Here is a 23189-nt window from a genome sequence, read left to right as displayed (position 1 = left end):
GTGCGTGCGGTTACTGTTCGCGGTTCTGCACGTGTTCGGCGAGGCGCTTGAGATCGGCGGCGAGCCGCTCGATCTGCGGCCCGGCGTCGTCGAGTTCGAGCAGGTGCTGTTTTTCGGCGCGTTCCAGTGGTAGCAGCTCGGTGATTCGCGCGGCCACCCATGCGCCGTCGTCATAGTGTGTCTCGACGGGGGCCGGTCGACCGTCGGCCCGGCCCAGCATCTGGCGCAGGACCTCGGCGACGATCGCGAACGCGCGCGGCAGCGGGTGTGGCGGAACGGGCGCAAGCCATTCGACGCTGGCCGAGTGCAGGCCGCTGTCGGCCGTCTCGGTATCCAGAATCCGGAACCGCTGACGTCCGGCGACGGTGATGCCGAGCAGGCCGTCGTCGAGCCGGTCGAAGTCGACGATCTCGGCATAGGTGCCGACCGCGTAGGGGACGGCCGGCGGACCGGCCTCCTGACCTTCGCGAATCGCGACGATGCCGAACCCCGTGCCGTCGCGCGCGCACTCGCGGATCAGATCCAGATACCGGCGCTCGAAGATGCGCAGGTTCAGCGACCCGCCCGGAAACAGCACGGTGCCGAGCGGGAACAGCGGGATGCGGTCGGTGAGCGGCTTCATCGTCGTTCAGACGCCGGGGGTCGCTTCGCGTTCAGCCAGACGTTCGAGCAGCCGCGCATGGATGCCGCCGAAGCCGCCATTGCTCATGACCAGCAGATGCCCGCCGCGGGGGGTCGCCTCGACCGCGGCGGCGACCAGCGGGTCGAGTGCGTCGAACACCCGGGCGCGTTCGCCGAGCGCGGCAAGCGCCTCGCGCAACGACCAGCGCAGCCCCGCCGGTTCGAATACGAACGCCCGGTCCGCATCTTCGAGCGCACGGGCGAGTTCGCCTGCCTGTACGCCCAGCCGCATGGTGTTCGAGCGCGGTTCCAGCACGGCGGTGATCGGCGCGCCGCCGACGCGCTTGCGCAGGGCGTCCAGCGTCACGCGAATCGCAGTCGGATGATGCGCGAAATCGTCGTAGACCGTGACGCCGGCGCGTTCGCCGCGAATCTCCAGCCGCCGGCGTACGCCGGCAAATCGCGCCAGCGCATCCGTGGCCACCTCGACCGGCACGCCGGCGTGGCGCGCGGCCGCCGCCGCGGCCGTGGCGTTGGCGACGTTGTGTCGCCCGAGCATGCCCCAGTGCACGGGCGCGGGGGGGCGGTCGGGCGCGAGCAGCGCGAATGCCGATCCGTCCGGACGGTCCAGACGCGCGCGCAGTGCGCCGTCGACCGTTGTGGCGCCAAGGCCGATGTGTTCCACCGGCGTCCAGACCCCGAGCGCCAGCGCGGCGTCGACATTGGCGTCGTCCGCCGGCACGATGATCCGGCCCGTGCCCGGCACGGTGCGCACGCAGTGATGGACCTGGCGCTGGATCGCCGCGAGGTTCTCGAAGATGTCGGCGTGGTCGAATTCGAGGTTGTTGATGACCAGTGTGCGCGGCCGGTAGTGGATGAACTTCGAGCGCTTGTCGAAAAACGCGCTGTCGTACTCGTCGGCTTCGACGACGAAGAACGGTGCGCTGCCCAGCCGCGCCGAGACACCGAAGTCGTGCGCCACGCCGCCGATCAGGAACCCCGGCTCCAGCCCGGCCTGATCGAGGATCCACGCAAGCAGGCTGGATGTCGTGGTCTTGCCGTGTGTGCCGGCCACCGCCAGCACCCAGCGTTCGGCCAGCACGTGTTCGGCCAGCCACTGCGGGCCGCTGGTGTACGGCAGCCCGCGGTCGAGCACGGCCTCCACGGCCGGGTTGCCGCGCGACAGTGCGTTGCCGATTACGATGATGTCGGCCGCCGGAACCGCGCTGTTGTAGCCCTCGGTGATTGCGATGCCCTGTTCGGCGAGCATCGTGCTCATGGGCGGGTACACGCCGGCATCGGCGCCGGTCACGCGGTGGCCGAGCGCGCGCGCGAGCAGGGCGATGCCGCCCATGAAGGTTCCGCAGATTCCCAAGATGTGGACGTGCATGGCGCTCAGGCGCTGCCCAGCAGGGTCTCGATCAGTGCCCCGGACACCACAACGTAGCCGAAGGTGATCGCGCCCGCCATCAGGTAGTTCACTTCCAGTGCGTGGCGCAGGATGTGCGCGAACACGACGATCTGCCAGATCGCGAGCGCCAGGCTGAGCAGGCCGGCCACCGGCGACGGCGTGCCGTCCGCGCCGGCGGCCGGTGCCCAGCCGAGCAGCGCAAGCAGCAGCAACGCAAACACGATCGATGCGCCGAACAGGGCGCTCAGCGTTTGTGCCGCACGCGCGGGTTTGCCGGTGACGCGCAGTGCAACCAGCACGAACGCGATCAGCACGAGCGCATCGGCGACGGCCGCAAGCAGCGGCGAACCCATCGGGTAGAGCATGCGGTAGGCCAGCGCGCTGACGGCCGTGTACAGACCCGCGGTCCAGCCCGCCAGGGCGGTCGCCGACGGCAGGTCCTGCGGCGCGGCGCGCAGGCGGCAAAGGTCCAGAAACAGGCGCAGCAGGGCGGTCACATCCGTCGGCTCAGGGGGGCGAACGGCACACGGTTGCAGATGCCCGCGCAGGGGTCAACCGGCTTGATGCCGGCACCAGCACTGGGCTAGCCTCGTCCGGGTAGATCACGCGGCGATCGGGGGGAATCTTGGGTACCAAAAAGGCGGCGTCCGAACCGAGTTTCGAAAACGCCCTGAACGAGTTGGAAAAGCTGGTCGAGCGGCTGGAATCCGGCGAAACCACGCTCGAGGAATCGCTGCAACTGTTCGAGCGCGGCGTGGAGCTCTCGCGCGTCTGCCAGACCACGCTGGAAGCCGCCGAACAGCGCGTGCGCATCCTGACCGAAAAGAATGAAACCGCCAAACCCCAGGACCTCGACCCCGGCAACGGATGATCCGCTGACCGGGTTCCGGCGGTTCTGCCGGTCCCGGGTCGAGGCGGCGCTCGATCGTGCACTGCCCGGTGCCGGCATAGCGCCCGTGCATCTGCACGAGGCGATGCGTTACGCAACGCTCGGCCCCGGCAAGCGGGTGCGCGCGATGCTGGTGTATGCCGCGGGCCAGGCCTGTGGCGTCATGCCCGCGCGGCTAGACGCAATCGCCTGCGCCGTCGAACTGATCCATGCCTACTCGCTGGTCCACGACGACCTGCCGGCGATGGATGACGACGATCTGCGTCGCGGGCGACCGTCGTGTCATCGCGAGTTCGACGAGGCCACGGCCATCCTCGCCGGCGATGCCCTGCAGGCGCTCGCTTTCCAGATCCTTGCCGAAGACCCGGCGCTGGCGGTGCCGGCCGAGCGGCGGCTGGAGATGTTGTCCATGCTCGCTCTGGCGGCCGGGTCGCGCGGCATGGTCGGGGGCCAGGCCCTGGATCTGGAAGCGATCGGCGTCGAACTGGACCTCGCCGCGCTCGAGAACATGCACATCCACAAGACCGGCGCGCTGATCCGCGCGGCGGTCGCGATGGCCGGGCTTGCGGCGACGAATTGCAGTGTCGAGGCGCGCAGCTCGCTCGATCATTACGGCAAGTGCATCGGGCTGGCGTTCCAGATTCGCGACGACATTCTGGATGTCACGCGCGAGACGCGCGAGCTTGGCAAGACCGCGGGCAAGGATCAGCGCAACAACAAGCCGACCTACACCTCCGCGCTCGGGCTCGCCGCGGCGCGCGAGCGTGCCATCGTGCTGCATACCGAGGCGCTTGCCGCCTTGCTGGATTTCGACGCAACGGCCGATCCGCTGCGCTGGATCGCCGATTTCGTCGTGCAGCGGGAGCGATGATCCGGCCGTTTCCGCGCGCCTCGCAGACCCGCTGCGAACAACGCGTGCCGCGCACCGCTGCCGAAGCCTGATCACCGCAGGTGCTGTTTCACTCCCAGCTTTTCCTGCTGATCTTTCTGCCCGTCGTGCTGGCGGGCTGGTTGGTCATGGCCGCGCGCGGTGTGGGGTTCGCGCCGCGCCTCGTCTGGCTCGCGCTCGCGTCCCTGGTGTTCTACGGCTGGTGGAACCCGTGGCACGTGCCGTTGCTGGTCGGTTCAATTGCCGTGAACCATGTCTTCGGGCGGGCGATTGCCGGCGGCTCCACGGCACGCCTTCGCGGCACGTGGATGTGGCTTGGCATCGTCGCAAATCTCGTCACGCTCGGTTATTTCAAATACACGGACTTCATCCTTGGCAACGTGAGTCTTGCCACCGGCGGTGGATACTCCGTCGCGCCGATTGCGCTGCCGCTGGCGATCTCGTTTTACACGTTTCAGCAGATTTCCTACCTCGTGGACATCGCGCGTGGACGTTCATTGGAGGGCGGCGCACTTTCCTACGCGACGTACATCGCGTTCTTCCCGCAGCTGATCGCCGGACCGATCGTGCGTCATGGAGAACTCGTTGGGCAGTTCGCGCTGGATCCGTTGCGCGACGGGCTTTGGTCGCGACTGGGGCAGGGTGCGGCGCTGCTCGCGATCGGCCTGTTCAAGAAGGTGGGCCTGGCCGATCATCTGGCGCTGATCGCCAATCCGGTGTTCGGTGACGCCGCTGCCGGCCAGGCCGTAGGGACTGTGGACGCGTGGCTGGCTTCGATTGCGTTCTGGTGGCAGATCTACTTCGATTTTTCCGGCTATTCGGACATGGCGATCGGCATGGCGTTGATGTTCGGATTTCGCTTGCCGCTGAACTTTGATGCGCCGATGCGTGCCGCGTCGATCATGGAGTTCTGGCAGCGCTGGCACATGACGCTCGGCCGGTTCCTGCGCGACTACCTGTTTTTGCCCCTGGTGCGTGGGCGCGGGCGCGCCAGACTCTACTCAGGATTACTGTTCACGATGTTGCTGTCGGGCCTCTGGCATGGCGCGGGCTGGACGTTCGTCGTCTGGGGCGCGGCGCATGGGATCGCACTTGTAGCGCACCGCTGGTGGCGCCTGCTGGGTCGGCCGCTGCCTTTGGCTCTTGCGATAGTGGTCACCAATCTGTTCATCGTTGAAACAGCCGTATTGTTTCGCGCCGAGAACTTCTCGTCGGTTGGCACCATGTGGGCGGCGATGCACGGCTGGAGCTGGAACGGTACCTGGGAGCCATTTGCCGATGGCTCGCCTGCAATCTGGTTTGTGCTGGCAGGCTGTATCGCGCTGATCGGTCCGTCCAGTCAGGTCTGGGTATTCGAAAGGATGCGACCCGATCCACGCATGGCATGGGCGACCGGCGTTGGTAGTGCAGCGTTGATCATCTGGGTGGGTGGCGCGCCGGTCAATGAGTTCATCTACTTCCAGTTCTGAGTCCGAGGTCGCCTGGCGCGCTTTCGTGCGTCGCGGTGCGCTGGCTTTCGTTGCGAGCCTGATCGGTGCGTACGCCTTCGTGCTGATCGTCGATCCCTATCAGACCGTGCCGTTCTCGCCCGCATGGCAGCGCCATCCACTGTCCAACTCGGCGCGCGTGTTCAATGCAGCGCTGGCCCGAGTCAGGTCGTTCGACAGCGCGGTTGTGGGCAACTCGGCAATCATGCTGCTGAAGCCCGACGCGCTGGATGCCGGATTGGGCGGGCGATTCGTGAACCTCGCGATGCCGGCCGCATCGCCATTCGAAATGCACGCGATGCTGGAGCACTTTCGCCGTCACCACCAAGACGTACGGACGATCATCCTGGGCTTTGACGTCGGGGCCTGTCACCTCGAGGGACATCCGCCTTTCATAGCGAACCGTGGCGACGAGTATCCCTACGCGCTTTTCGATGCGGATGATTCGAACGACTGGCCGGGACTCAGCGGCAGGACCCTGGCCGATGCCTGGTATCAGTTTCGTGCGCTCCTCGGCTTTCCGCGCTCACCACGCGATGCGCGCGGCTACCACGACTTCACGCAGGGCCTGTATTCACGAGCGAACAGCCCCGAGGACGATCGCAGGCGGATCTACGAGACCCGCCCCGCGCTGCTTTTTGGTCCGGCAGACCCAGGTCCTCTGGCGTTCCCGGATGTGGATCGGGTCGTCGAACGCATGGCGATGTTTCCAGACGCGACGCGATTGATCTTCCTGATTCCACCCGCTCATTTTCATCATCAGCCGAAGCCGGGGACCATCAGCAGCCGGCTTTGGGAGCTTTGCAAGGCGAAACTCGTTCGCGAGGCGAGGAGATTGTCGAATGTCTGGATCGTGGACTTCAGTCGGCCGAGCCGAATCACGCGCGCGGACGGCAATTACATAGACGGCATTCACTACTATCCGCCGATCGCGGATGAGATCGCGCGGACCCTGGCGGTCGTGGTCGACGGCAGCGCGCGCCCGGATGAGACCTATGCGGTACTTGCGCAACCCTCCGAAGTGGAATCGCACAAGCAAAAAACGCAGGGGCGATGACCGATCGCCGCCGTATAATCGCCGTCCCACTTGGTGCCCGGCGCGTGCGGCGGGCGGTTTTCAACACTGTGCAACGGCCTTTGAGATGACACCCGAAGAATTGTCCGCCGAACTGGCGCGCGAGCGCGTGTTTCCATTCCATGTCCTCGCCGAGCCAATGCGCCTGGAGGCGGCGCAGGCGCTGGATGTGCGTCAGTTGCAGGATCGCGAGACGGTCACGATCGAGGGCACAGGCGCGGTTCTGCACCTGTTCGTTACGCGCGGTGAGATTGTCGTCGAGATCGCAGACCTGCCGCAGCGCGTGGTACGCGCGCCGGCACGCGAGGTCCTGGCACCCGTGGCGCCGGGCAACTTCGTGCGGGTCACGGCACGCGCGGGAGCGATCCTGGCCATCGGCAATGCGGACCTCGTCGATGATCTGCTGATCTGGGATCAGACCGCCCGCGCGGCGGCCGCGGAATGTGACCACTGCGCCGAGCGGGTCGAGTCCGTGCGCAAATGCCGTGCGTTTCGCGAGATCGCGCCGGAACTGGTTCCAGAGATCATCCGCGGCATGTCCTCACGCAGCGCCGGCAAGGGCGAGGAGATCGTGCGCCAGGGCGATCCCGGTGACTCGTTCTTCGTGCTGGTGCGCGGGCGTGCCGAAGTCTGGGAGCGCGACGCCTACGATCCGGGCACGGTCAAGGTCAATGAGATTGGTCCCGGCGACGGCTTCGGCGAGCACGCGCTGTTGACGGGCGGCCTGCGCAGCGCCACCGTGCGCATGACCGAAGACGGTGAACTGCTGGTGCTCGCGGCCGACGATTACCGGCAACTCGTGGCCAACCGCGTGCTGCACGAGATCGATGCGGATGTCGTGCCCGATCTGATCAGTCATGGTCACCAGTTGCTCGACGTGCGCTACGACGAGGAACACGAGGAGTCGCGCATCCCCGATTCGCGCCTCATACCGCTGCAACGCCTGCGCCAGCGCGTGGCGGAACTCGACAGCGAAACGCCCTACATCGTGTACTGCCGAAGCGGCAAGCGCAGCGCGGTGGCTGCCACGCTGCTCGGTCAGTTCGGGATTCACGCACTGTCGCTGCGTGGGGGCATCACCGGCTGGCCGTTTGCAACCGAGAGCGATTTCTGAGCGGGCTGATCGGCCGGCCGCAAGGGGCGGCCGACCGCATGAACGACGGTTTTTGTGGATTCTTCCGAGAGCGCCGGGTGATCTTGTCAACCGACGGCTGACACCACCGACGCCTGTGGTGCTTTCACAGGGAGATCACCTGGTCCGGCGGGTTTCCTGACAACGCTTGATACAGTTGCGGAAAGCACCCGGCCACAACGCCTTCGACGGTGTCTTTGGCGGTCACCTGCCCGGTACCGCATTGATGGAATTCACCATCCGCCATGCCGCGGCGCACTGCGCACTGATCGCAGATCATCAACAGAATATTCTGTTCCTTGGCGACTTTCGCCAGGCGTTCACCGACCGGATCGCCTTTTCTCAGCATGAACAGGTTGTCGTCGAAAAACATCATGCCGACCACCTCGGCGCCATGAATGCCCTGCTCGAGCTGGGGCAGGATCATCGTGGCAAGCTTGAACGTGGTGGCCATGTTCGAATTGAAAACATAGGCGACTTTCATCGGGAATCCTCGTTGTCGGAGCGTGAGTAGGTATACAGACCGGGCGCTACGCGGCTGCGTTCGAATGTCCACGTATGCGGGGTGTCACCGCCGCAATTGCAATGCGCGGATACGTCCGGGCGCTATCAGCCGGGGCAGATTCCGAGAAACCGTCCGGGCAGTGGCGCCTCAGTCGTCAGTCCGCGGCGGTGCGTTGGCCGGGCGCTGATTGCGCCTCCTGGCGATGGCGACGATACCGGCGAGCATGAAGCCGACGCCGGAGCCGATCAGGGTGTAGGCGATTGCCGGCGACCAGCGCGGGTTCGGCACCAGCAGCAGCGCGACGCCGATGATGATCAGCCAGAAGGCGATCTTCGGCAGGATGATCCACATGTATTTCATCATGGGCCGGCAGTTTAGCAGGCCGCTGAAAAGCGTTTGCCAGCCGTCTGTCCGGTTCGGCGCTCAGGCATCGCCCGCGTCGACCGACTCGACGCTGTAGACCCAGGCACTCAGGCCCTTGCAGGCGGTTCCCGCATCCAGGCCCGCCTTGCGCTTGAGTGCGGCAAGGAAATCGGCCGACTCGGGCAGCTGTTCCCAGACCGAGGGCAGAAACGTCGCACGGCGTCCGGCGCATTCGATGACCAGACCGTCCTGCCCGGGTCGCAGCTGGCCCAGAAGGTCGTTCTCCGTTGCAAACGTCAGCGGCGTTGGCTCGGAGAGCACCGCGACCTCGAGTTCCAGATCATCGAGTTCCGCCGGGCGCAGCGCCGGGAAGCGCGGATCGCGCAGCGCGGCCGCGGCCGCGTTGGCGGCGATGTCCTCAGCGAGCGGTCGATAGGCATCAACGGTACCGATGCAGCCGCGCAGCATGCCATGGCGGTGCAGGGTTACGAACGCCGCGCCGCGACGCTCCAGGCCAGCGGGCGTGTCATCGGCGTGCAGCACGCGCGGTCGACCGGTGACGGCCGCGCGCAGGCTGTCGAGCGCGATGGCATAGACGGCGCGCCGCTGGGCCGGGCCGAGTTCAGCTGAAGGCATAGCTCCCGTAGCCGACCACGCGATCGCGTGGCCCGGCGGTATCTCCGGAGTTGCGCTGGTCGACGATTTCGCCATGCAGCCCGTGGCGCGCGACCGCCTCCATGAGCCCGAGCACGGGAATGCGCCCGCAGGCTTGGTCGAAACCGATCGCCTCGGGGCGGTTTTCCACGATTGCGCGGCTGGTCTCGGCGTCGATCCGGCTGGCGGTTTCGTAGCTGTGGTAGTGCGACAGGTCGGAGCTGATCACGATCAGGGTCTCGGGTCCGCCCCAGAGTCTTTCGAGCGCCGACGCGACGTCCTCGGGTCGGGCGTCGCCGACCAGCAGCGGCACCAAGCGGAACCGCTCCAGCACCACCTGCAGGAACGGCAGCTGCACCTCCAGGCTGTGCTCGTCACGGAACGCGCCCTCGTGGCGGCGGACGGCGGACAGATCCAGCAGTCCTTCGATCGCTGGCTGGTCGATCGGGATGTCGCCCAGCGGCGTGCGCCAGCACGCGGAAACCGGCGCCGCGATGCCGTGAAACGGCACGCGATGCGCGGGTCCGAAGGCGACGACGCGCTCGACCCGGTCAACGATCGTCCGCAGGCGGGCATAGCCGCTTGCGGCCACGGGACCGGAATAGACGTAACCCGCGTGCGGCACGATCAGGGCCTTGGGCGGGTTGCCGGCGGGGGAGGTCTGCGCGAGCAAGCGCTCGACGGACCGACGCAGCACGTCGGCTCCGGCCGGATAGAACATGCCCGCCACGGCGGGCGGACGAACCGTGATGGCATTTGGGGGCATTGCCATTCCTGTTGTATGGCCTGACGGCGCGAACCACGCCGCCACCGGCCTGAGCAGAAAATAGCCCAGAATCTTGTTTTCCACAAATTCCGTGCCAATTTGAGAGGAAGATTTCCCCAGACACGATGCGCAGTTCGATGAACACTGGAACTGAAACCCTTCCCGACAACTGGCCCACACGCCACTGGCAGCGGCTCGACGACGGCCGGGTGCAGTGCGACGTGTGTCCGCGCGAATGCCGGCTGCATGAGGGCCAGCGCGGGCTGTGTTTCGTGCGCGCGAATGAGAACGGCGCGGTCGTGCTGACGAGCTACGGGCGATCCAGCGGTTTTTGCATCGACCCGATCGAAAAGAAGCCGCTGAACCATTTCCTGCCCGGCACGCCGGTGCTGTCCTTCGGCACGGCCGGCTGCAACCTCGCCTGCAAGTTCTGCCAGAACTGGGACATGAGCAAGTCGCGCGAAATGGACCGGCTCATGGATCGGGCGGGTCCAGGAGAGCTCGCGCGGGCGGCAGAACAGCTCGGCTGTCGCTCCATTGCGTTCACCTACAACGATCCCGTGATCTTCATGGAATACGCCATGGACACGGCCGACGCCTGTCGCGAACGCGGGATCCAGTCCGTGGCGGTCACGGCCGGTTACATGCATCCTGCGCCGCGCGCGGAGTTCTACGCGCACATGGACGCCGCGAACGTCGACCTCAAAGCCTTCACCGAACGCTTCTACTGGCGCGTGACAGGCAGCCATCTGGCGAACGTGCTGGACACGTTGCAATACCTGCGCCATGAAACGAAGGTCTGGTTCGAGATCACGACGCTGCTGATTCCGGGCGAAAACGACAGCAGCGCCGAGCTCGAACAGCTTTCGCGCTGGATCGCCGATGAACTCGGACCGGACGTTCCACTGCACTTCACGGCCTTTCATCCGGACTGGAAGATGACGGATCGCCCGCCGACGCCTCCGCAGACCCTGACCCGCGCGCGCGAAATTGCGAAGGCCGCGGGCCTGCACCACGTCTACACAGGCAACGTGCACGATGAAGCCGGCGGATCGACGTACTGTCACACGTGCGGCGAACGGCTGATCGGCCGCGACTGGTATCGCATCACCCACTGGGGACTCGACGCCCATGGCGCCTGCCCGAAGTGCCACACGCCGCTGGCCGGGGTGTTTGAACCGCGCCCGGGCGACTGGGGCGCGCGCCGCCAGCCGGTTCGGCTATCCGCATAGACCGCGTTCCGCGCTAGCATGGCGCGCATGGTTGCAACCGTGCGTGTGTATACCGGGCCCGCCATCGCCGGATATGGGTTTCCCGAAGATCACCCGTTCGGGCCGGCGCGGCACGACGCGTTTGTCGCCGAGTTCGAACGCCGCGGACTGAACGCCCGCGTGGAACACGGTGATCCGGTTGCGGCGGGTGAGGACGAACTGCTGCTGTTTCACACCCCGGAGTACATCCGGCGCGTGCGCATGCAGTGTCGCGACGGCATCGGCTTTCTGGATCATGGCGACACGCCGGCCTTCCCGGGCTGTTTCGAATCGGGTTCCGCCGTCGTGGGCACGAGTCTCGCCGCGGCGCGGGCGATTCTCGCGGGCGAAACACGCCGGGCGTTCATCCCGATTGCGGGCCTGCACCATGCGCGGCGCGACGCCGCGGCAGGGTTCTGCGTGTTCAATGACTGTGGCGTGGTCATCGAATGGCTGCTGGGCGAGGGCGGACTGCAACGCGTGGCGTATGTGGATATCGATGCGCACCACGGCGACGGCGTGTTCTATGCGTTCGAGTCCGACCCGCGAGTGATCTTTGCCGATCTGCACGAAGACGGCCGCTATCTGTATCCCGGCACGGGCGCGGTGACGGAGACCGGCCGCGATGCGGGCGAGGGCTTCAAGCTCAACGTGCCAATGCCCCCGTATGCGGACCAAACGGTATTCGAGAAGGTCTGGCCGACGGTCTTGCAGTTCGTCGAACGTCACCAGCCGGAATTCATCATCCTGCAATGCGGGGCGGACAGCGTCGTCAACGATCCGCTGACGCATATGGCGTTTCCGGCCGAGGTGCATGGCCGAGCGGCGCGCGATCTCGCGGCGCTGGCCGATCGCATCTGTACCGGTCGGTTACTCGCCTGCGGCGGTGGCGGCTATGATCTGAGCAATATCGCCGCGGCGTGGAACAACGTCGTGGACACGCTTGCAGGGTCGTAGAATTCGTCAACCAGAAAAATGAGAGGCGACATGAAAGATTCCTGGCAATCCGGTGATCCGTACGAGTACTTCATGGGCCGCTGGAGCCGGCTCGTCGCGGAAGAATTCGTGGATTGGCTCGCGCCGGGTGATGGGCGCGACTGGCTGGATGTCGGCTGTGGATCCGGCGCCTTGAGTGAGGCGGTCATCCGGCAACGCAATCCGGCCAGTCATATCGCCATCGACCAGTCCGAGGGCTTTGTCAGCACAGCTCAGAAGCGGCTTGGTGAGCGTGCGAGTTGCCGGGTTGGCGACGCGCTTGCCCTTCCGCTGGGTGACGACTCAGTCGATGTTACGGTCTCCGGGCTGGTGCTGAACTTCATCCCGGAGCCGGAAAAGGCGCTCGCCGAGATGCGGCGCGTCACCCGCCCGGGCGGCACCGTTGCCGTGTACATCTGGGACTACGCGGGCACCATGGAATTCCTGAATCAGTTCTGGGACACGGTGGTGGAACTGAATCCGGATGCGGCGAATCTGCATGAAGGTCATCGGTTCCCGGATGCAAATGCCGAGGAACTTGCCGCGCTGTTCAGACGCGCCGGCCTGACAGACGTGGAAACCGCGCCAATGAACATCGTCACGCGATTCGCGACCTTTGATGACTACTGGCAGCCGTTCTTGGGCGGTCAGGGGCCGGCGCCGACCTATGTTGCGAGCCTCGAAGAAACCAGCCGCAACGCACTTCGCGATGCGCTGAAACAGCGCCTGCCCGTGGAAGCCGACGGCTCGATCACGCTCGCGGCCCGCGCCTGGGGTGCGCGGGGCCAGGTGTAGCGGTTGTTCACTCGGCGCAGACTGCGCATGGGTTTCATGCAGCACGGGTTGCCATGCACATTGAGATTGTCCGGCCGACGCAGGCCGGTGCGTCACTAATCGTCATCAATGCGCACGAGGCGCGGCAGATCGACGATGTGCGGTCTTTCCTGCGCCGGCTGGTTCCGCCGGGGGATACCTATCTGCACAACGAGATCCATCTGCGGGACTGTCCGCCCGACGAACCCGAGAACGCCCACGCGCGCATGGCGGAGACGTTTCTCGGGACGAGCGAGTCGGTGCGCATTCTGGGCGGAAAGCTCCGGATCGGCGATGGCAGTCCGTGGTGCTGGATGGAACTCGACGGGCCGCATGAACGGCGTGTCGCCGTTCACATTGCGGGCGATGCAGATCGACGGCGCCCGGCGGTTTCGCCGCCGGCGCCCGATTAAGCCAGTGCCTGCCGCGAAGAGGCTTTCAGCATACGTTCGGCAAGAAGCGTCGCCTGCCTTGGTTTCCGGCGGCCATACGAAGCTTGATCTCCGAATCAGATTCGCTCGAACCGGGCACCCGGTTGCTCGCCAGCCCTGCACCGTGGATGAGGCTGCGACGGCCCGGGGGATCAGCAAACCGGCATGGAAAACCACGCGACCGGGATTTTTCTGCACACTAAGGCGGCGTGGCGCACACTAAGGCGGCGTGGCGCCGCCGAACGCTCCGCCGTCTACCTGATGGACTCCCCAGCCGGCCGCGGCGCCACGGCGGCTCCGGGACTGCTCCGACCCGGAACGCTGCGTTGCCGTATTTCTGGGGCTTCGATTCTCGACTAAGCTATTTGCCTGACAGGGAGGTCTAGTCGATCGGTCCGAACCCGGTCGGCAGGAGCTTTCGTGAAAAAACTTCCTCCCCATCCGTAGGAAATAATCATGCGTAAGTGGTTGATCGTCCTTGTGCTGATGCTGACGAATCCGAGTGCATATGCCGAGGAAATCGCGCTGCCATACAAGGGCTTGACCCTTCTGGCCAACCTCGAAACCACGGGCGATGACTGGCGCAAGGGGCCCGTGGTCCTGCTGCTGCACGGCACGATCGCGCACGGGCGCATGGAGATCATGAGTGGCCTGCAGACCGCGTTGAAGGATCGCGGTGTAACCACGTTGTCCCCAACCCTAAGCCTGAATCTGGACCGACGCGAGGGGATGTACGACTGCAAGGTTCCGCACACCCACCGGCATTCCGATGCGGTCGGCGAAGTGGATGTGTGGACCCGCTGGCTGCGGGAACAGGGCGTGGAACGACTCTCGGTGCTGGGGCACTCGCGCGGGGGCAACCAGATTGCCCGATATGCCGCGGAGCATCCCGAAGCTGCGCTGGAGGCGGTGTTTCTGATCGCACCGGGGCAGTGGGACCCGGAAGAGATCTTTGCGAACAATGTCGGCGGGGCCGGGTGGCCGAAGCCGACGCAGATCAAGGAAGCCGAGCGCCTGGTCGCCGCGGGGCGTGGCGGCGAGATGATTCAATCGGTGTTTTTCCTGCATTGTCCGGATACCGTGGTCACGGCTGAGTCGCTGGACAACTATTACGTTCGCGCCGCGGAACACATGACCTTTGACCTCGCGCGGCGCATCAAGGCGCCGGTGACCTTTTTCGTTGGCACACAGGACACGGTGCAGCCTGGACTGGTCCAGGCTGCCACGGCGTTCGCCGAAAGCAATCCGGCCCAGGTCGTCGTCATCGATGGCGCGGATCACTTCTTCCGTGACCTGTATCTCGAAGACATCGCCGACAGGATCGCCGCGACGCTCGGCGGCTAGAGACCACGATGTCACATCACAGCGGCAGCTGTCATTGCGGCGCGGTGACCTTCGAGTTCGACGGACCACCGGTCGAGGCCGGCATCCGCTGCAACTGTTCGATCTGCCGGCGCAAGGGCGCACTGATGACGAACTTCACCGTCGCACCCGACGAACTGAAGGTGAAGATCGAGCCCGGGGCGCTCGGCACCTACACGTTCTGCAGCGGCGTTGCCAAACACCATTTCTGCCGGCGTTGCGGCATCTACACCTTCCACGTCACGATCCGCAAACCCGGGCACTACCGCATCAATGTCGGCTGCCTGGATGGGGTGGATTCGCTGTCCCTGCCGTGGGAACTGTTCGACGGCGCTTCGCTTTGAAAGGCCGCTGATGTTCAGTTCGTTTGTGCGAACCGCGCCTTGATCTCGCGCTTGAGGATCTTGCCGGTCGGCCCTTTCGGCAGGGTATCCAGAAATGCGGACAGGCGTGGCACCTTGTAGGCGGCGAGGTGCTCGCGGGTGTAGGTCTCCATTGCCTCGTGATCCATGCTTGCGCCGGACCGTAACGCGACCACGGCCATGACTTCCTCGCCATGGGTTTCGCTCGGCACGCCGATGACGGCGGCCTCGACGATGTCGGGGTGCCCGTAAAGCACTTCCTCGATCTCGCGCGGATAGATATTGAACCCGCCGCGCAGGATCATTTCCTTTTTGCGGTCGACCACGCTCACGCGGCCGTCCTCATCCATCACGCCGATGTCGCCGGTGCGAAACCAGCCGTCGCGCAGGACTTCGGCGGTTTCCTCCGGGCGTTTGTAATACCCCTTCATGATGTTCGTGCCGCGGATGGCGATCTCGCCGCGCTCGCCGAGCGGCAGCGGCGCCCAGTCATCGTTGAGGATGCGGACCTCGCACAGCGATATGGCCGGGCCGACGGTGCCGGGCTTGCGCTCCAGCATCAGCGTGTTGAAGCACGCGACCGGGCTGGTTTCGGACAGGCCGTAGCCCTCCTGGATCGGCACGCCGAACTTCTGTTCGAACCCGTGCAGCACCTCGACCGGCAGCGCCGCGCCGCCGGAGACCGCGTAGCTCAGGCTCTCGAACTGCTCGCGGGTCGCCAGCGAATCGGCAAGCAGTGCGATGTACATGGTCGGCACACCGGCGAAGAACGTCACGCGATGTGCGCGAATGAGTTTCGCCGCATCGGTGGCACTGAAGCGCGGCAGGAGCGAGATGGTCGCACCGCTCATCAGAAAGCCGTTCTGCAGCACGGTCTGACCGAAGGAATGAAACAGCGGCAGCGCCGCAAGGCCGACATCACCCGGACCGAGCAGTCGCAAGCTGCCGGGTTCGCGCTGGAACAGGCGTTCGGCGACGAAACGCGCGTTGTCGTACAGGTTGAAATGCGTGAGTTCCGCGCCTTTCGGGCGGCCGGTGGTGCCGGAGGTATAGAGGATCACCGCCGTGTCGTCCGGGCCGCTCGCGCAGGGGTCGAAGCCTGTCCGACCCGCCGCTGCCATGGCGGCGGCCAGATCCACGCAGCCCTCGGGCAGCGGGTCGGCAAATCCCGGTGCGCGCACCACAAACACCTGAACATTTCCCGCACGTTGCGCGCCTTCCAGCGCTTCGGTCAGGAATCCGGACCAGACGATCAGCGCCTTCGCATCCGAATCACCCAGGTGATAGGCCACCTCGTCGGCGACGAACAGCACGTTCATCGGCACGACCGTCGCGCCCGTGGCGAGAATGCCGTAGTAGCCGACCGGAAACTGCGGCACGTTCGGCATGATCAGTCCGACGTGATCCCCGCGACCGATGCCATGCGTCGCGAGCACGTTCGCGCAGGCCTGAATCTGTGCCGCCAGTTGCGAGTAGCTGATCGTCAGTTCGCCGAGCCGGATCGCCGGCAGGTCGGGATGGCGCTCGGCGGAACGCAGCGGCAGTTCGGCGAGATTCAGGCTCATGGCGGCTGGATGCTCCGTGGTGGTACGCGCTGGACGGCGCGGCGCCCTGAGTATACTGATCCGCGCCAGCATCCTTCCGTCCCGCATCCTCGCGAACCGCCATGCAGCACGAATCCGTCTCCCAGCGCGAACGTTTCGACTTCGACAACGCCAGCGGCCAGCGGCTCGCCGCACTGCTGGAAAGGCCGCGCGGCACCATCCGTGCTGTGGCGCTGTTTGCGCACTGCTTCACCTGCTCGAAAGACATTGGTGCCGCGACCCGCATCGCACGCGAACTCGCCGCGCGCGGGTTTGCGGTGCTGCGCTTCGACTTCACCGGGCTCGGTTCCAGCGAGGGCGATTTCGCCAACACGAACTTCACCTCGAACGTATCGGATCTGCTGGCCGCGGCCGACGCCCTGCGGGAGCGGTTCCACGCGCCGAGCGTGCTGATCGGCCACAGTCTCGGTGGCGCCGCCGCGCTGACGGCCGCAGCGCACATCCCGGAATGCCGCGCGGTCGTGACGATTGCCGCGCCCAGCGATCCCGCCCACGTGACCACGCATTTTGACACCCACGCAATCGAGCGCGACGGCGCGGCCGAGGTGGAGATCGCCGGTCGCCGGTTTCGCATTCAGCGCCAGTTTCTTGAGGATATTCGCGCGCACCGGGTGCTGGATGCCTTGCCCGATCTGGACCGCGCGCTGTTGATCCTGCACGCGCCGGCCGATGACGTGGTGGACATCGATCACGCGCGGCGTCTGTACGAGGCGGCGCGTCACCCGAAGAGTTTCGTGACCCTGGACGACGCCGATCATCTGCTCAGCCATCCGGCCGATGCGCAGTATGCGGCCGACGTGATCTCGGTCTGGGCGTCGCGCTATCTCGCCGAACCCGTGGAAATGGTGGATTCGCACAGTCACTGGCCCGAACTCGCGCAGGGCGAGGCGCTCGCGGTCGAAAAAGGCCCGGCCTATGGGCAGGACATCTGGATGGCGAACCACAAGCTGCGTGCCGATGAACCGCGCGAGCATGGCGGGCAGGATTCCGGCGCGAGCCCGTACGAACTGTTGCTTGCCGCGCTCGGGGCCTGCACGTCCATGACCCTGCGCATGTACGCGAACCACAAGGGGCTGAAACTCGACGGGGTGGCCGTCAGGCTACGCCATTCACGCGTGCATGCGGAAGACTGTCAGGACTGCGAATCGAAGGGCGGCAAGGTCGACGTGATCGAACGCGAGATCGACGTGCGCGGCGATCTGACACAGGAACAGCGCGAACGCATGGTCGAGATCGCGATGCGCTGCCCGGTCGCCCGTACCCTGACCTCCGAGATCAAGATCCGCAGTCGGCTGGCGGAGTAAATTCGCTCAAGGCCTCGTTGCCATTCGCGCGAGCTGTTCGTAACGCGCGTGATAACGATGCCCGTCCTGCTCTATCGGGCTGCACCAGCCGCTGGATAGAACGGTTTCGTTGAGTGAGCTGGTGCTCGGCCCGAACCTGATGCCAGCCACTTTGGTTGGCTGTCCCCTCTCGACTTCCCAGATATAGGCAAGTTTTCGACCGGCGATCTGTTGTCCAGTCAGCTGGTAAACAGGTTGCTTTCGTGACTCGCTCAGAAACACCGCCCGCAAATATCGGACGTGGTCAGGGTGATCGCACTTCAGGCCGGCGAGCACCAGCGCATCTCCGTTCCAGAGATGGATCGTTCCGTCGGAGTCGATTTGCTCGACTTCGTGAAGATCATCTAGCGGCGGGATCGGCGGCCCGGGATATTCCCTGTCAATCCGCTGATACTCGGCAAGCATCGAATCTAGGCGCCTCTTTCCGCTTGATGATGGTGAGCATTCCTCTACATCGCCGCTTGGAGTCTGGTGCGCGCACGCGGAAACCGAAATTTCGATGGAATTGTTGTCAGCCGGTTGTTGGCCGCATGCCGCTGTCAACAGTACGAGCAACAGGCCGGCAATCAGTCTCATAAGGCTATCTGGATGAGTTTGATGGAGAGTGATTGGGGTCGGTGGGAAGTGACGTATCGTTGATGCGCTCGCCAGAAGCAGCCTAGGGGTCAAATGGCAGGGAAAGTTTTGCAAATGCCGCAAATGCTGTCACCACAGACCCGATTGCAAAGTATCCCCAAAAAACTGCACCTGCACCATGGACAAAGGCGGCGCCGGAAATCAATGGAAATAACAGTGTTGCCACGAACAGTCCCGCGATCATCGCCCAAACAGACACCGACGGCACCGATAGAGTGGCGCGACAATTCGGACAGTTGATTGGTTTTGCCCGCGTGCACGCAAGCTTTTCCAGTAGTTGTATCGACTGGGTATTGCAACTCGGGCAAACAAGCATGCTTGCGGTCCTTGCGTGATTTGCAGTGGCGACGGGTATGGGGGTGATCTTTCGGATCTTGGGGATGCGGTGATCTGATGCGGAATTAGTATGGTTGAGTCTTGTTCGTCACTTCGTGATGGAATCTCAGGCCTAGGGCTGCAACAACCTCAAGCACCGCATCAAAACGTGGTGAGAGATCGCCGGAAGGTGCCTTGTACAGACTCTCTCGGGTGACTTCGGCATCACACGCCACCCGAGACATGCCATTCGCGCGCGCGATGTCGCCGAACGCTTTGGCGATGAATGCAGGGTCACCATTGGCCTCTTCCATGCACGCTTCAAGATAAGCCGCCATTTCTTCTCTCGATCGCGCGCGATCCTGATTATCGCGTTGGGTTTCGCGGTCCGTGCTGTGCTTCTCCATCGGGCGAGAGTAGTCGGCCTGCGATGGCTGGTCAACATTCTGTGGCGATGCTGCTAGTCAGTTGTGTCGGCGGCGTGCGATGAGATCCCACACGCCATGGCCAAGACGCAGGCCGCGCTGTTCGAATTTTGTCGCGGGCCGCCAGTCGGGTCGCGCCGAATACGCGCCGGGGCCGGCGCTGTTTTCGAACGCCATGTGTCGGTCGAGCGCATCGAGCATGTGTTCGGCGTAGTCCTGCCAGTCGGTTGCCAGATGCAGGATGCCGCCGGGTTTCAGCCGGCTCGCGACGAGCTCCAGAAACTCCGCGGTGACCAGCCGTCGCTTGTGATGACGCTTCTTGGGCCACGGGTCCGGAAACCAGACCAATATGCGGTCGAGGGACTCCGGCGTGAACGCCGTCTTGAGAAATCCGATGGCGTCACCGCGCAGCACACGGACGTTGGTCAGTCCGAGTCGTTCGATGCCCGCGAGCAGGTGACCGACACCCGGCGGATGCACGTCGACGCCGATGAAGTCACTGTCCGGGGCTTTGGCCGCAAGTTCCAGCAGCGCCTCGCCATTGCCGAAACCGATCTCGAGCGTCTTCGCCGTGTCGCGAGCGAACACGGCGTTCCAGTCCACCGCAGCGTTGCCGGGTTCCACGCCCCAGACGGGCCACAGGTGTTCGAGCGCGCGGGTCTGCGCGACGGTGATGCGTCCGGCGCGCAGCACGAACGAGCGCACGCTGCGGCGCGCGGTGTCGTCAGACATGGAAACGGATCGTGACTGTGGCGCGCGCGGGCTGGATCAGCTCACGACACCCTGCGTGGGCGACGAGGCGCTCGCGTGGCGGCGCCGCGGCATGCGCCCGGCAAGGAACGCCTCGCGGCCGGCCTCGATGGCCTTTTTCATCGCCGAGGCCATGAGCACGGGATGTCGGGCCTCGGCGATTGCGGTGTTCATCAGCACGCCGTCGCAGCCGAGTTCCATCGCGATGGAGGCATCCGATGCGGTGCCTACGCCGGCATCGACGATGATCGGCACCCTGGCGTTCTCGACGATCTCGAGCAGGTTGTAGCGGTTCTGGATGCCGAGACCCGAACCGATCGGCGCGGCCAGCGGCATGACCGCCACGCAGCCCATCTCTTCCAGTCGCTTGGCGATGATCGGGTCGTCGCTGGTGTAGACCATGACCTCGAAGCCGTCGGCGATCAGGGTTTCCGCGGCCTCCAGCGTCGCCGTGACATCGGGATACAGGGTCTTGCTGTCGCCGAGCACCTCGAGCTTCACGAGCTTGTGACCGTCGAGCAGCTCGCGCGCCAGCAGGCAGGTGCGCACGGCGGTCTTGGCGTTGTAGCAGCCGGCGGTGTTCGGCAGGATCGTGAAGCGGTCCGGCGGCACGACCTCAAGCAGGTTCGGCTCGTTGGCGTTCTGACCGATGTTCGTGCGCCGCACGGCGACGGTGACGATCTGCGCGCCGCTAGCGTCGATCGCCGCGCGGGTTTCATCGAGATCCTTGTACTTGCCGGTGCCGACCATCAGGCGCGAAGAAAACTCGCGTCCGGCGATGGTCAGCAGGTCCGCGCCGGCGTTGGCGGATTGCAGGTCGAATGCTTGGCTCATCTTCTTGCTGAAGCAATAAAGTGGGGGTCAGCCGCCGCCGATGGCATGGACGATCTCCACGCGGTCGCCGGCGTTCAGGCGATGCGAGTCCAGCCGGCTGCGCGGCACGATCTCCTCGTTGACCTCCAGCGCGAGCCGGCGGCCGGCCAACTCCAGCCGCTCGATCAGACCGGCGGCGGTCAGGTCGCCCGGCACCTCGTGCGGCTCGTCGTTGACGTAGATGCGGATGGGCGGCTGCATGGACTGGCTGGATCGGCTTCGGGGCGGGTCTTGCAAACCGCCCCGTGGGCCGAAGTCTACACCGGCCGGGCGGGTGGGGCGATTGCGCTCGTCTACAATCTCCGAATCGATCCACGGTGCCGTGCGGCACCCCCGCACGAGTTCACGCGAAACACCATGCCCGAACGGTCCCCAGACCTGATTTCCCTTGACGAGGCCGGCACGCTCGACAGCCTGTTCATGCGCCGCGTCGAGCGCAGCGCCGACCGCGTCGCCTACCTGACGCATGACCGGGCGACCGACACCTGGATCGAGAGCACCTGGGGCGAGGTCGGCCATGCGGTCGCCTGCTGGCAGGCGGCGCTGCGCGCCGAGGGGCTGAAGCCCGGCGACCGCGTCGCGGTGCTGCTCAGGAACTGCAAGGAGTGGGTGATCTTCGATCAGGCCGCGCTCGGGCTCGGGCTGGTCGTCGTGCCGCTGTATACCGAGGACCGCCCGGAGAACGCCGACTTCGTGCTGACCGATTCCGGCACGCAGCTGCTGTTGATCCAGGACACCGGCCGCTGGCGGCGGCTCAGGGCCGCGCTTGGCGAAAACTCACCGCTGCGGCGGGTGTGGATTCTGGAGCCCGGACGCGACGGTGCCGAAGAGGCCGCCGCCGATGAACGCGTGCGGCTGGTGCCGGACTGCGTGCGCCACACCGGCGCCGCGGCGGCCCGGCGCGCGGGCGATCCGCACGAACTCGCCTCGATCGTCTACACCTCCGGCACCACGGGCCGGCCGAAGGGTGTGATGCTCTCGCATCACAACATGCTGTCGGTCGCGTATTCGGCGCTGACTATGATCGACATCTACGCCGAGGACCGCATGCTGTCGTTCCTGCCGCTGTCGCACACCCTGGAGCGCACCGGCGGCTACTACCTGCCGATGCTTGCCGGGTGCAGCGTGGCGTATTCGCGCTCGGTCGCGCAGCTCGCCGCGGACATTGAGGCGGTGCGCCCGACCATTCTGATCTCGGTGCCGCGCATCTTCGAGCGGGTCTACGCGCGGCTCAACGACCAGCTGCGCAGCCAGTCGACCGTGGCGCGCTGGCTGTTCGGTTCGGCCGTGGCGGTCGGCTGGCGGCGGTTTCTGCGCAGCCAGGGTCGCGCGCGCTGGCACCCGAACCAGCTGGCCTGGCCGGTGCTGCGCAGTCTCATCGCCACGCGCCTGCACCAGCGTCTGGGCGGCGCGCTGCGCCTTGCGGTCAGCGGCGGCGCGGCCCTGCCGCCGGCCGTGGCACGCACCTTCCTCGGCCTCGATGTCACCATCCTGCAGGGCTACGGCCTCACCGAGACCAGCCCGGTGATCAGCGTGAACCTGCCCGCCGACAACGACCCGCACAGCGTCGGCGTGCCGCTGCGTGGCGTGGAGGTGCGCATCGGAGCGGATGACGAACTGCTCGTGAAGACCCCGGGCTGCATGCTCGGCTACTGGAACAACGATGCCGCGACGCGCGCGATGATCGACGCCGACGGCTGGCTGCACACCGGCGACCAGGCGCGCGTCGACGACGGCCACATCTACATCACCGGCCGGCTCAAGGACATTCTCGTGCTTTCCAATGGCGAGAAGCTGCCGCCGGGCGACATGGAACTCGCGATCGTGCTCGACGACCTCATCGAACAGGTCATGGTCGTCGGCGAGGGCCGGGCGTACCTCGCGGCGCTCGTGGTGCTGAGCGCGGAACACTGGCCGGCCTTTGCGCGTACGTTGGACCTGGACCCGGCCGCACCGGCAAGCCTCGCGGCGCCCGCGGCGCACAACGCCGTATTGGCGCGAATCCGCGCGGCGCTGAAGGGCTTTCCCGGCTACGCGAAGATCCGCCGGGTGCATCTGGCACTGGCGCCCTGGACGGTCGACAATGGCCTGCTGACGCCGACGCTGAAGGTCCGCCGTGCCGAGGTCGCGCGGCGTTTCGCCGCCGAGATTGAGGCGCTGTACGCCGGCGGGCCGGCCGACTGAATCGATGACCGCGCGGCTTGCAGCCGGCTTTCGCCATCGCGTAGAGTCCCGGCGACCCTTCCCTGACCCCGGCT

The 23189-nt window shown here is 65.6% G+C and carries 27 protein-coding genes; 13 read left to right on the top strand and 14 right to left on the bottom strand.

Going from position 1 to position 23189, the window contains the following annotated elements; genetic code table 11:
* Window positions 1-10 precede the first annotated feature (10 nt).
* Genes KDG50_05650 through KDG50_05640 form a run of 3 tightly spaced genes read right to left on the bottom strand, consistent with a single transcriptional unit; the run spans window position 11 to window position 2529 of the window.
* Window positions 11-622 carry an LON peptidase substrate-binding domain-containing protein gene (locus KDG50_05650; GenBank protein MCB1864894.1) on the bottom strand — a complete coding sequence of 204 codons (612 nt, stop codon included), beginning with the start codon at window positions 620-622 and terminating at the stop codon, window positions 11-13.
* 6 nt (window positions 623-628) lie between these two features.
* Window positions 629-2011, bottom strand: a complete 1383-nt coding sequence (gene mpl, locus KDG50_05645; GenBank protein MCB1864893.1) for a UDP-N-acetylmuramate:L-alanyl-gamma-D-glutamyl-meso-diaminopimelate ligase — start codon at window positions 2009-2011, stop codon at window positions 629-631.
* A gap of 5 nt (window positions 2012-2016) precedes the next feature.
* Complete coding sequence (locus KDG50_05640; GenBank protein ID MCB1864892.1) at window positions 2017-2529, bottom strand: hypothetical protein; 513 nt, start codon at window positions 2527-2529, stop codon at window positions 2017-2019.
* Window positions 2530-2657: 128 nt separating this feature from the next.
* On the opposite strand from KDG50_05640, the gene KDG50_05635 reads away from it, so the two are divergent.
* The 5 genes from KDG50_05635 to KDG50_05615 all read left to right on the top strand — a co-directional run bounded on the left by KDG50_05635 (window position 2658) and on the right by KDG50_05615 (window position 7486).
* Window positions 2658-2903 (top strand): exodeoxyribonuclease VII small subunit, encoded by a 246-nt coding sequence (locus KDG50_05635; GenBank protein ID MCB1864891.1) that lies wholly within the window; start codon window positions 2658-2660, stop codon window positions 2901-2903.
* Window positions 2860-3792 (top strand): polyprenyl synthetase family protein, encoded by a 933-nt coding sequence (locus KDG50_05630; GenBank protein ID MCB1864890.1) that lies wholly within the window; start codon window positions 2860-2862, stop codon window positions 3790-3792. The genes KDG50_05635 and KDG50_05630 overlap by 44 nt, the downstream gene beginning before the upstream one ends.
* Window positions 3793-3872: 80 nt before the next feature.
* The gene (locus tag KDG50_05625) at window positions 3873-5279 is read left to right on the top strand and encodes an MBOAT family protein (GenBank protein ID MCB1864889.1); all 1407 of its coding nucleotides are present in this window, start codon (window positions 3873-3875) and stop codon (window positions 5277-5279) included.
* Complete coding sequence (locus KDG50_05620; protein MCB1864888.1) at window positions 5254-6354, top strand: hypothetical protein; 1101 nt, start codon at window positions 5254-5256, stop codon at window positions 6352-6354. Before KDG50_05625 ends, KDG50_05620 begins: the two co-directional genes overlap by 26 nt.
* 85 nt (window positions 6355-6439) lie before the next feature.
* Window positions 6440-7486, top strand: a complete 1047-nt coding sequence (locus KDG50_05615; protein ID MCB1864887.1) for a cyclic nucleotide-binding domain-containing protein — start codon at window positions 6440-6442, stop codon at window positions 7484-7486.
* A 124-nt stretch (window positions 7487-7610) separates the two neighbouring features.
* On the opposite strand, the gene KDG50_05610 is transcribed toward KDG50_05615, so the two are convergent.
* From KDG50_05610 to amrB, 4 genes are all read right to left on the bottom strand, one after another.
* Complete coding sequence (locus KDG50_05610; protein ID MCB1864886.1) at window positions 7611-7988, bottom strand: sulfur reduction protein DsrE; 378 nt, start codon at window positions 7986-7988, stop codon at window positions 7611-7613.
* 168 nt (window positions 7989-8156) lie between these two features.
* Window positions 8157-8372, bottom strand: coding sequence for a hypothetical protein (locus KDG50_05605; GenBank protein MCB1864885.1), 216 nt, complete (start codon window positions 8370-8372; stop codon window positions 8157-8159).
* 60 nt (window positions 8373-8432) lie between these two features.
* Window positions 8433-9008, bottom strand: coding sequence for an AmmeMemoRadiSam system protein A (amrA, locus tag KDG50_05600; GenBank protein MCB1864884.1), 576 nt, complete (start codon window positions 9006-9008; stop codon window positions 8433-8435).
* On the bottom strand, window positions 8995-9798 hold the full coding sequence (gene amrB, locus KDG50_05595; GenBank protein MCB1864883.1) for an AmmeMemoRadiSam system protein B: 804 nt from the start codon (window positions 9796-9798) through the stop codon (window positions 8995-8997). Before amrB ends, amrA begins: the two co-directional genes overlap by 14 nt.
* A 131-nt stretch (window positions 9799-9929) precedes the next feature.
* Between amrB and amrS the strand changes: the two genes are divergently transcribed.
* The 6 genes from amrS to KDG50_05565 all read left to right on the top strand — a co-directional run bounded on the left by amrS (window position 9930) and on the right by KDG50_05565 (window position 14967).
* Window positions 9930-11024, top strand: coding sequence for an AmmeMemoRadiSam system radical SAM enzyme (amrS, locus tag KDG50_05590; GenBank protein MCB1864882.1), 1095 nt, complete (start codon window positions 9930-9932; stop codon window positions 11022-11024).
* Between the two features lie 27 nt (window positions 11025-11051).
* A complete protein-coding gene (locus tag KDG50_05585; protein MCB1864881.1) occupies window positions 11052-11999 on the top strand; it encodes an acetoin utilization protein AcuC in 948 nt (315 codons plus the stop codon).
* 30 nt (window positions 12000-12029) lie between these two features.
* On the top strand, window positions 12030-12812 hold the full coding sequence (locus tag KDG50_05580) for a methyltransferase domain-containing protein (protein ID MCB1864880.1): 783 nt from the start codon (window positions 12030-12032) through the stop codon (window positions 12810-12812).
* Window positions 12813-12865: 53 nt separating this feature from the next.
* Window positions 12866-13243 (top strand): YjbQ family protein, encoded by a 378-nt coding sequence (locus KDG50_05575; GenBank protein ID MCB1864879.1) that lies wholly within the window; start codon window positions 12866-12868, stop codon window positions 13241-13243.
* Window positions 13244-13717: 474 nt separating this feature from the next.
* On the top strand, window positions 13718-14605 hold the full coding sequence (locus KDG50_05570; protein MCB1864878.1) for an alpha/beta fold hydrolase: 888 nt from the start codon (window positions 13718-13720) through the stop codon (window positions 14603-14605).
* 8 nt (window positions 14606-14613) lie between these two features.
* Window positions 14614-14967, top strand: a complete 354-nt coding sequence (locus KDG50_05565; protein MCB1864877.1) for a GFA family protein — start codon at window positions 14614-14616, stop codon at window positions 14965-14967.
* Between the two features lie 14 nt (window positions 14968-14981).
* Here the strand turns inward: KDG50_05565 and KDG50_05560 are convergent, their stop codons facing one another.
* Window positions 14982-16550, bottom strand: a complete 1569-nt coding sequence (locus KDG50_05560) for a long-chain fatty acid--CoA ligase (GenBank protein MCB1864876.1) — start codon at window positions 16548-16550, stop codon at window positions 14982-14984.
* Window positions 16551-16651: 101 nt separating this feature from the next.
* On the opposite strand from KDG50_05560, the gene KDG50_05555 reads away from it, so the two are divergent.
* On the top strand, window positions 16652-17893 hold the full coding sequence (locus KDG50_05555; protein ID MCB1864875.1) for an OsmC family protein: 1242 nt from the start codon (window positions 16652-16654) through the stop codon (window positions 17891-17893).
* A 6-nt stretch (window positions 17894-17899) separates the two neighbouring features.
* On the opposite strand, the gene KDG50_05550 is transcribed toward KDG50_05555, so the two are convergent.
* The 6 genes from KDG50_05550 to thiS all read right to left on the bottom strand — a co-directional run bounded on the left by KDG50_05550 (window position 17900) and on the right by thiS (window position 21120).
* Window positions 17900-18508, bottom strand: coding sequence for a hypothetical protein (locus tag KDG50_05550; GenBank protein ID MCB1864874.1), 609 nt, complete (start codon window positions 18506-18508; stop codon window positions 17900-17902).
* Between the two features lie 82 nt (window positions 18509-18590).
* Window positions 18591-18752, bottom strand: a complete 162-nt coding sequence (locus tag KDG50_05545; GenBank protein MCB1864873.1) for a hypothetical protein — start codon at window positions 18750-18752, stop codon at window positions 18591-18593.
* 217 nt (window positions 18753-18969) lie between these two features.
* Complete coding sequence (locus KDG50_05540; protein ID MCB1864872.1) at window positions 18970-19290, bottom strand: putative addiction module antidote protein; 321 nt, start codon at window positions 19288-19290, stop codon at window positions 18970-18972.
* 57 nt (window positions 19291-19347) lie between these two features.
* A complete protein-coding gene (gene trmB / locus KDG50_05535; protein MCB1864871.1) occupies window positions 19348-20040 on the bottom strand; it encodes a tRNA (guanosine(46)-N7)-methyltransferase TrmB in 693 nt (230 codons plus the stop codon).
* 36 nt (window positions 20041-20076) lie between these two features.
* Window positions 20077-20892 carry a thiazole synthase gene (locus tag KDG50_05530; GenBank protein ID MCB1864870.1) on the bottom strand — a complete coding sequence of 272 codons (816 nt, stop codon included), beginning with the start codon at window positions 20890-20892 and terminating at the stop codon, window positions 20077-20079.
* A gap of 27 nt (window positions 20893-20919) precedes the next feature.
* Window positions 20920-21120 carry a sulfur carrier protein ThiS gene (gene thiS / locus KDG50_05525; protein MCB1864869.1) on the bottom strand — a complete coding sequence of 67 codons (201 nt, stop codon included), beginning with the start codon at window positions 21118-21120 and terminating at the stop codon, window positions 20920-20922.
* A 168-nt stretch (window positions 21121-21288) separates the two neighbouring features.
* On the opposite strand from thiS, the gene KDG50_05520 reads away from it, so the two are divergent.
* The gene (locus KDG50_05520; protein ID MCB1864868.1) at window positions 21289-23115 is read left to right on the top strand and encodes a long-chain fatty acid--CoA ligase; all 1827 of its coding nucleotides are present in this window, start codon (window positions 21289-21291) and stop codon (window positions 23113-23115) included.
* Window positions 23116-23189 lie beyond the last annotated feature (74 nt).

It is taken from the genome of Chromatiales bacterium (assembly GCA_020445605.1).
Taxonomy (GTDB): Bacteria; Pseudomonadota; Gammaproteobacteria; order JAGRGH01; family JAGRGH01; genus JAGRGH01.
The sequence above is the reverse complement of the archived record's forward strand: the minus strand, read 5'-3'. Positions and strand labels throughout refer to the sequence as shown.